The organism is Sutterella wadsworthensis 2_1_59BFAA, assembly GCF_000297775.1.
Classification (GTDB): Bacteria; Pseudomonadota; Gammaproteobacteria; order Burkholderiales; family Burkholderiaceae_F; genus Sutterella; species Sutterella wadsworthensis_A.
In genome coordinates, this window is sequence record NZ_JH815513.1 from 447,909 (window position 1) to 455,034 (window position 7,126).

General features: G+C 62.6%; 7 protein-coding genes and 1 tRNA gene. 2 read left to right on the forward strand and 6 right to left on the reverse strand.

What is annotated here, in order from left to right; all coding sequences use genetic code 11:
- Positions 1-26 precede the first annotated feature (26 nt).
- The 6 genes from iscA to uvrB all read right to left on the reverse strand — a co-directional run bounded on the left by iscA (position 27) and on the right by uvrB (position 5,555).
- The gene (gene iscA, locus HMPREF9465_RS02065) at positions 27-350 is read right to left on the reverse strand and encodes an iron-sulfur cluster assembly protein IscA (protein ID WP_005433635.1); all 324 of its coding nucleotides are present in this window, start codon (positions 348-350) and stop codon (positions 27-29) included.
- A gap of 6 nt (positions 351-356) precedes the next feature.
- Entirely contained in the window at positions 357-743 is a 387-nt protein-coding gene (gene iscU, locus HMPREF9465_RS02070; RefSeq protein ID WP_005433643.1) for a Fe-S cluster assembly scaffold IscU, read from the reverse strand.
- Between the two features lie 73 nt (positions 744-816).
- Complete coding sequence (locus HMPREF9465_RS02075) at positions 817-2,028, reverse strand: IscS subfamily cysteine desulfurase (protein ID WP_005433644.1); 1,212 nt, start codon at positions 2,026-2,028, stop codon at positions 817-819.
- Between the two features lie 91 nt (positions 2,029-2,119).
- Complete coding sequence (locus tag HMPREF9465_RS02080; RefSeq protein ID WP_005433645.1) at positions 2,120-2,578, reverse strand: Rrf2 family transcriptional regulator; 459 nt, start codon at positions 2,576-2,578, stop codon at positions 2,120-2,122.
- A 220-nt stretch (positions 2,579-2,798) separates the two neighbouring features.
- Positions 2,799-3,311, reverse strand: a complete 513-nt coding sequence (locus HMPREF9465_RS02085; RefSeq protein ID WP_005433646.1) for a low molecular weight protein-tyrosine-phosphatase — start codon at positions 3,309-3,311, stop codon at positions 2,799-2,801.
- Positions 3,312-3,518: 207 nt separating this feature from the next.
- The gene (gene uvrB / locus HMPREF9465_RS02090; protein WP_005433647.1) at positions 3,519-5,555 is read right to left on the reverse strand and encodes an excinuclease ABC subunit UvrB; all 2,037 of its coding nucleotides are present in this window, start codon (positions 5,553-5,555) and stop codon (positions 3,519-3,521) included.
- 200 nt (positions 5,556-5,755) lie between these two features.
- Between uvrB and HMPREF9465_RS02095 the strand changes: the two genes are divergently transcribed.
- Positions 5,756-6,952 (forward strand): aromatic amino acid transaminase, encoded by a 1,197-nt coding sequence (locus HMPREF9465_RS02095; RefSeq protein WP_005433648.1) that lies wholly within the window; start codon positions 5,756-5,758, stop codon positions 6,950-6,952.
- Between the two features lie 98 nt (positions 6,953-7,050).
- A tRNA-Asn gene (locus HMPREF9465_RS02100) sits at positions 7,051-7,126 on the forward strand.

A 7,126-nucleotide genomic window follows, 5' to 3' on the forward strand; every position in this document is an offset into this window, starting at 1 on the left:
CTTTCGTGCGTATCCCCGATGATCCATCAAACGTGGAAGGACTCGCCGCAGCCGCAGCGGCTCTTTTCATTCGGGTTGTGGAACTTGAAACCCTCCTGGAGTCCTTCGCGGGTGTAGTCGAGCTCGGTGCCGTCAAGGTACGGAAGGCTCTTCTCGTCGACGATCACCTTGACGCCGAAGCTTTCCCAGACCTGGTCGTCGGAGTTGACCTCATCGGCGAACTCAAGCTTGTAGGCCATGCCCGAGCAGCCCGAGGTCTTGACGCCGAGGCGCAGGCCGACGCCCTTTCCGCGCCGGGTGAGGAACTTCTGGACGTGCTTCGCGGCGGCTTCAGTCAGCGTAACTGCCATGATTCATCACTCCTTGGACTGCTTGTTGCGGTAGTCGTTGATGGCCGCCTTGATCGCGTCCTCGGCGAGGATCGAGCAGTGGATCTTCACGGGCGGAAGCGCGAGTTCTTCGGCGATGGCGGCGTTGGTGAGCTGGCCGGCCTCGTCGAGCGTCTTGCCCTTGACCCACTCTGTCACGAGAGAGGAGGAGGCGATGGCGGAGCCGCAGCCGTAGGTCTTGAACTTGGCGTCCTCAATCACGCCCTCGTCGTTCACCTTGATCTGAAGGCGCATCACGTCGCCGCAGGCGGGGGCGCCGACCATGCCGGTGCCGACATTGTCATCCTTGACGTCGAGCGTGCCGACGTTGCGCGGATGCTCGTAGTGGTCCATGAGTTTTTCGCTGTATGCCATGTCTTGTATCTCCGTCGGAGGGCGCTCGCGCGCCTCTCCGGTCAGTGTTGTGTTCTGTGCGGGTTCCGTGGGATCAGTGTTCGGACCACTGAACCTGATTGAGGTCGACGCCCTGCTGGTGCATTTCCCAGAGCGGGCTCATCTCGCGCAGGCGGGTGACGCCTTCGACGAGGGTTTTGATCACGTAGTCGATCTCCTCCTCGGTCGTGAAGCGGCCGAGTGTGAAGCGGATCGAGCTGTGGGCGAGCTCATCGTCGCGGCCGAGCGCTCGGAGCACGTAGGAGGGCTCGAGCGAGGCGGACGTGCAGGCGGAGCCGGACGAGACGGCGATGTCCTTCATGGCCATCATCAGGCTTTCGCCTTCAATGAACGCGAAGCTCACGTTGAGGTTGTGCGAGGAGCGGTGCTCCATGCTGCCGTTGAGGTAGACCTCGGGAATGTTGTTGCGGATGCCGTCCCAGAGGCGGTCGCGAAGGCGCGCAAGACGCGGCATCTCCGTCTCCATCTCCTCCTTGGCAAGACGATAGGCCTCGCCCATGCCGACGATCTGGTGGGTGGCAAGAGTGCCCGAGCGCATGCCGCGCTCATGGCCGCCGCCGTGAATCTGGCATTCGATGCGCACCCGGGGCTTGCGGCGCACGTAGAGGGCGCCGATGCCCTTCGGGCCGTAGACCTTGTGGCCGGAGAGGCTCATCAGGTCGACCTTGAGGCGGTCGACGTTGAGGTCCATCTTGCCGGCGGCCTGCGTGGCGTCGCAGTGGAAGATGATGCCGTGCTCATGGCAGATCGCGCTGATCGTCTCGAGGTCCTGAATGACGCCGATCTCGTTGTTGATCGCCATCACGGAGACGAGGATCGTGTCGGGACGGATGGCCGCACGGAAGGCGTCCATGTCGATGAGGCCGTCCTCCTTGACGTCGAGGTAGGTCACCTCGTAGCCCTCGCCTTCAAGATGGCGCATAGAGTCGAGCACGGCCTTGTGCTCGGTCTTCACCGTGATGAGGTGACGGCCCTTGTCCTTGTAGAAGTGCGCGGCGCCCTTGATGGCGAGATTGTCGCTCTCCGTTGCGCCGGACGTCCAGACGATCTCGCGGGGATCGGCGCCAATGAGGGCGGCAACGTGACCGCGGGCCTCTTCAACGGCCTTCTCGGCCTCCCAGCCGTAGCTGTGGCTGTGGCTGGCGGGATTGCCGAACTTCTCGTAGAGATACGGAACCATCTTGTCGACCACGCGGGGGTCGCAGGGCGTCGTCGCGGAGTAGTCAAGGTAAACGGGCAGCTTCATCATGAATCCTTTTTGGGAACGGATCGTCGGTGCCGGCGATGCTTGTAGGTTTAGAGGGGGCTCTTTTGTGCTTCGGCTGAAAGGCGGCGCCTCAGGCGTGCTTTCGCACCGGAATGACGGCGGACACGACCTGCTTGCCGTGGCGGGCTGCGTGAGCCTCGACCATGCCGGCGAGCGTCACGCCCTCCAGAAATTTTCTCGTGGTCCGGTTGAGGTCCTCCCACAGATGGTGCGTGAGGCAGGCGGCGCCGCCAAGGCAGCTGCCGTCGCCGCGGCACTGCGTGGCGTCGATGTCCTCGTCCATCGCCTCGATGATCGCGGCGGCGGTAATGTCGCCCGCCGGAGCGCCGAGACGGTACCCGCCGCCCGGACCGCGAACGCTCGCAACGAGCCCTGCACGGCGGAGCTTGCAGAAGATCTGCTCGAGATAGGCCACGGAGATCTGCTGGCGTTCGGAAATCTGCGTGAGGGAGATGGGGGCCTCCTCTTCATGCAGGGCCAGGTCCACCATGGCCGTGACGGCAAATCGTCCTTTGGTCGTCAGCTTCAAGATGCAGCTCCAATTTGACGGGGGTTGAATGACGGGAAATCACGGGAGAGTGACCGAATCCCGACCAAGTTGGTCGGATATTAGCGAAGAATACCCGACTAATCAAGTCAATTATTGAGTCTACGCAAAAAGGAGGACAAAACTTACACGCCAGAAAGCCCCCCATCAACGCGAAAAGCCCGCGGGAGCGGGCTTTTCAATGCACGGGCCGTCCTGAGGATCAGCCGGCGGCCTTCGTGGCCTGAAGGCTCTTCTGCATCATGCGGGCCTTGCGCTCGAGCGTCTCGAGCAGGCCGCCGCAGGCGTCGGTGCAGTAGTCGAGCACCTGATTGAAGCCCTCGTTGAGGCCGTAGTACGGATCCGGCACGACGGCGGCGTCATAGTCGTTGGCGTAGCGCATCAGCAGATGGATCTTGTGCTTGAACTGCGGAGGAGAGCGGTGCTGCAGATCGGTGAGATTCTCCCAGTCCATCACGAGGATGAGGTCGAACTTCGCGAAATCCTCGGGCGCAATCTCACGCGCACGGTGCTCCTTGATGTCGAGACCGCGCTTGCGGCAGGCAAGCTGAGCCCTCACGTCGGGCGTTTCGCCGACATGATGTCCGCTCGTGGCCGCGCTGTCCGAAAAAATCACGTCATCAAGCTTGGCCTCCGCGACCTTCTTGCGGAAGATCGCCTCGGCGGTCGGACTGCGGCAGATGTTGCCCGTGCACACAAAAAGAACCTTAATCACTTTCTAGTTTTCCGAAATTCTGCAGTGCCCCGTCCGTCCTCGGGAGGGGGCAGGTTTTCCAAACCAACGTGCATATGCTACTGCAGAAGGCGTGTTCTGCCTAGTCTCAATTTCACCCGTCATCCCGTCTTCATTGCCGCAGAGGCATATGCAACCTGAACAAATTTTGCGGGGAAAGCCGCTAAGGCCTCTTCCCGAGCCGTTCGCTCAGGCTTCAGCGGATGCTCCGAACGCCTGCTCCCTCAGGTGCTTGATCTCCTCGCGCACCTGAGCGGCCTTCTCGAAGTCGAGGTTTCGCGCGAAGTCCATCATGCGGGCTTCGAGCTCCTTGAGCCTTGCGCTGAGGCTCTTCTCGTCGAGCGCTCCGAAGTCGGTCTCCTCGACGCGCCTCGAGGCGGGCTTCGCGACGTCGGGGCCCCTGTAGACGCCGTCGATGATGTCGCGGATCTCCTTCTTAACGCCGCGCGGCACGATGCCGTGCTCGGCGTTGTAGGCGAGCTGTTTCTCGCGGCGGCGGCCCGTCTCGGCAAGCGCGCGCTCCATCGAGTCGGTCATGCGGTCTGCATAGAGGATCGCCCTGCCGTTGAGGTTTCGAGCGGCTCGGCCGATCGTCTGGATGAGCGAGCGCTCGCTGCGCAGGAAGCCCTCCTTGTCCGCGTCGAGAATGGCGACGAGCGAGACCTCGGGAATGTCGAGGCCCTCACGAAGCAGGTTGATGCCCACGAGCACGTCGAACCTGCCCGCGCGCAGGTCGCGGATGATCTCGACGCGCTCGACGGTATCGATGTCAGAGTGGAGGTACCTCACGCGCACGCCGTGCTCGGAAAGGAAGTCCGTGAGGTCCTCGGCCATGCGCTTTGTGAGCGTCGTCACGAGCACGCGCTCCTCCTTCTTCACGGTGAGCGTGATCTCGGAGAGCAGGTCATCGACCTGGGTGACGGCAGGACGCACCTCGACCCTGGGGTCGACGAGGCCCGTCGGACGCACGACCTGCTCAACCACCTCGCCCGAACTCTTCTCGAGCTCGTAGGCTGCGGGCGTCGCCGAGACGAAGACGCTGCGGCGCATCTTGCGCTCGAACTCGTCGAAGCGGAGCGGGCGGTTGTCGAGCGCGGACGGAAGACGGAAGCCGTAGTTGACGAGCGTCTCCTTGCGCGCGCGGTCGCCGCGGTACATGCCGCCGAGCTGTCCCATCATCACGTGGCTCTCGTCGAAGAACATGATGCTGTCGGACGGGAGGTAGTCGATGAGACAGGGCGGCGCCTCGCCGGGCGCAAGGCCCGTGAGGTGGCGGGAGTAGTTTTCAATGCCCTTGCAGAAGCCCACCTGATCGAGCATCTCCAGATCGAACATCGTGCGCTGCTGCAGGCGCTGCGCCTCTACGATGCGCCCGTCGGCATAGAGCTCGGCGAGACGCTCCTTGAGCTCGGCCTTGATGCCCGTCATGGCACGTATGACCTCCTCGCGGGGCGTGACGTAGTGGCTTGCGGGGTACACGACGAAGCGGGGCACCTTCTGCTCGATGCGGCCGGTGAGCGGATCGAAGAGATGCACGGCCTCGACTTCGTCGTCGAAGAGCTCGATGCGTACGGCGCTCTCGGCATGTTCTGCGGGGAAGACGTCGATCGTGTCGCCGCGAACGCGGAATGTGCCGCGCACGAAGTCCGTGTCGGTGCGGCGGTACTGCATCTTGACGAGCTGCGTGATGAGCCGGCGCTGGTCCTTCCTGTCGCCCTCGCGAAGGATGAGCCTCATCTCGGTGTAGCTCTCGGGCTTGCCGATGCCGTAGATCGCCGAGACGGTGGCGACGATGATCGTGTCGCGGCGCTCGAGAATGGACTTGGTGGCGGCAAGACGCATCTGCTCGATGTGCTCGTTGACGGCCGCGTCCTTCTCGATGAAGAGGTCGCGTGCGGGGACGTAGGCCTCGGGCTGGTAGAAGTCGTAGTAGGAGACGAAGTACTCCACGGCGTTCTCAGGGAAGAAGTCGCGCATTTCAGCGTAGGTCTGCGCGGCGAGCGTCTTGTTGGGCGCCATGATGAGGGCGGGGACGCCGAGCCTCGCGATGACGTTCGCCATCGTGTAGGTCTTGCCCGAACCCGTCACGCCGAGCAGCGTCTGGAACATGACGCCGTCCTCAAGCCCCTCGGAGAGCGCCTCGATGGCCGAGGGCTGATCGCCCGCCGGCGGAAAGGGCTGGTGAAGGATGAAGGGCGAGTCGGGATATCGGACGATCTGTGCCACTGGAAACCTCGGTCAGGGATCTGAGATGGTTAGACAGTCGATTGTATGCTGTTTTGAAGCGAACACGCAGTACCTCATAGTCCTTATGGCATCTGACCAATCTCGAAATACCCTCAGAGAGCCGCCCGCCGAGCCGACGGGCGGTCCCTCGGTTGGTTATAGTGAATGGAGCTTCTTTTTCAACACGGGCTCCACACAAAATGACTCGCGAATACTTTGCTTCCCTTGAACCCCGTCCTGACGATCCCATTCTCGGCCTCGTTGAACTCTACAAGAACGATCCCCGCGACACGAAGGTCAACCTCGGCGTCGGCATCTACCTCGACAACGAAGGCAGGCTTCCGCTCATGAAGGCCGTCGGCGCGGCCGAACAGCGCCTCGCCCAACGCGGCGCTCCGCACGGCTACATCCCGATGTCGGGCCTTCCCGCCTACTGCGCCGCCATCCAGAAGCTCGTCTTCGGCGCCACGAACGAAGCCGTCCTCTCGGGCCGCATCGCTACCATCCAGTCTCTCGGCGGCACGGGCGCGCTCCGTCTAGGCGCAGTGTTCGCGCACGAATACCTCGGCCTCACGAAGGCCGTCGTCTCCAACCCCACCTGGGGCAACCACATCACGCTTTTTGAGCACGCAGGCCTCAAGGTCGACCGCTACCCCTACCTCAACAAGGAGAAGAACGGCGTCGACTTCGAAGCCATGAAGGCCTGTCTCGAGGGCCTCGAGGCCGGCACGGTCGTGCTTCTGCACGCCTGCTGCCACAACCCGACCGGCTACGACCTCAACGCCGAGCAGTGGGCCGAGGTCACGAGGATCATTCAGGAACGCGACCTGCTTCCCTTCCTCGACATCGCCTATCAGGGCTTCGGCTCCGGCCTTGACGACGACGCAGCCGCCGTCCGCGCCCTGTGCGCCGCCGGCGTCTCCTTCATGGTCAGTTCCTCCTGCTCGAAGAACTTCGGCCTCTACGGCGAACGTGCGGGCGGTCTGCATGTCGTCACTCCCAACGCAGACGAAGCCGCAGTGGTCACCTCCATCATCAAGGCCATCGTCCGCGCCGAATACTCCAACCCTGCCACGCACGGCGCCGCTATCGTCAACGAAGTCCTCAACGACGAAGAGCTCTACGCCGTCTGGGAGGATGAGGTGACCGGCATGCGCACCCGCATCCGCTCCATGCGCGAGAGCCTGGTCGCCGCGGGCGAGGCCGTCGGCGCCGACCTCTCCTTCGCCGTCCGTCAGGCGGGCATGTTCTCGTTCACAGGCCTCAACGCCGAACAGATGCTCGCACTGCGTGAGAAGTACGGCGTCTACGGCGTGGCCAACGGCCGCATTTGCATCGCCGGCCTCAACACTGAAAATGTAACCTACGTCGCCAAAGCGATTGCAGGAGTAAGATAAGAAGAAAAAATCGGCACGAGGCATACCGTGTTTATGGTATTTTCAAGAAATTCTCTTGCCAAAGACTCAAAGTCTCCGATATACTTCGTGTCCTTGATTCCCCGATAGCTCAGTCGGTAGAGCGACGGACTGTTAATCCGCAGGTCGCTGGTTCGAGCCCAGCTCGGGGAGCCA

Bases quoted from the DNA above. Each gene is read 5' to 3' on its own strand.
- HMPREF9465_RS02095 (WP_005433648.1), top strand. From the start codon at position 5,756: ATGACTCGCGAATACTTTGCTTCCCTTGAACCCCGTCCTGACGATCCC.
- iscA (WP_005433635.1), bottom strand. From the start codon at position 350: ATGGCAGTTACGCTGACTGAAGCCGCCGCGAAGCACGTCCAGAAGTTC.
- HMPREF9465_RS02075 (WP_005433644.1), bottom strand. From the start codon at position 2,028: ATGAAGCTGCCCGTTTACCTTGACTACTCCGCGACGACGCCCTGCGAC.
- iscU (WP_005433643.1), bottom strand. From the start codon at position 743: ATGGCATACAGCGAAAAACTCATGGACCACTACGAGCATCCGCGCAAC.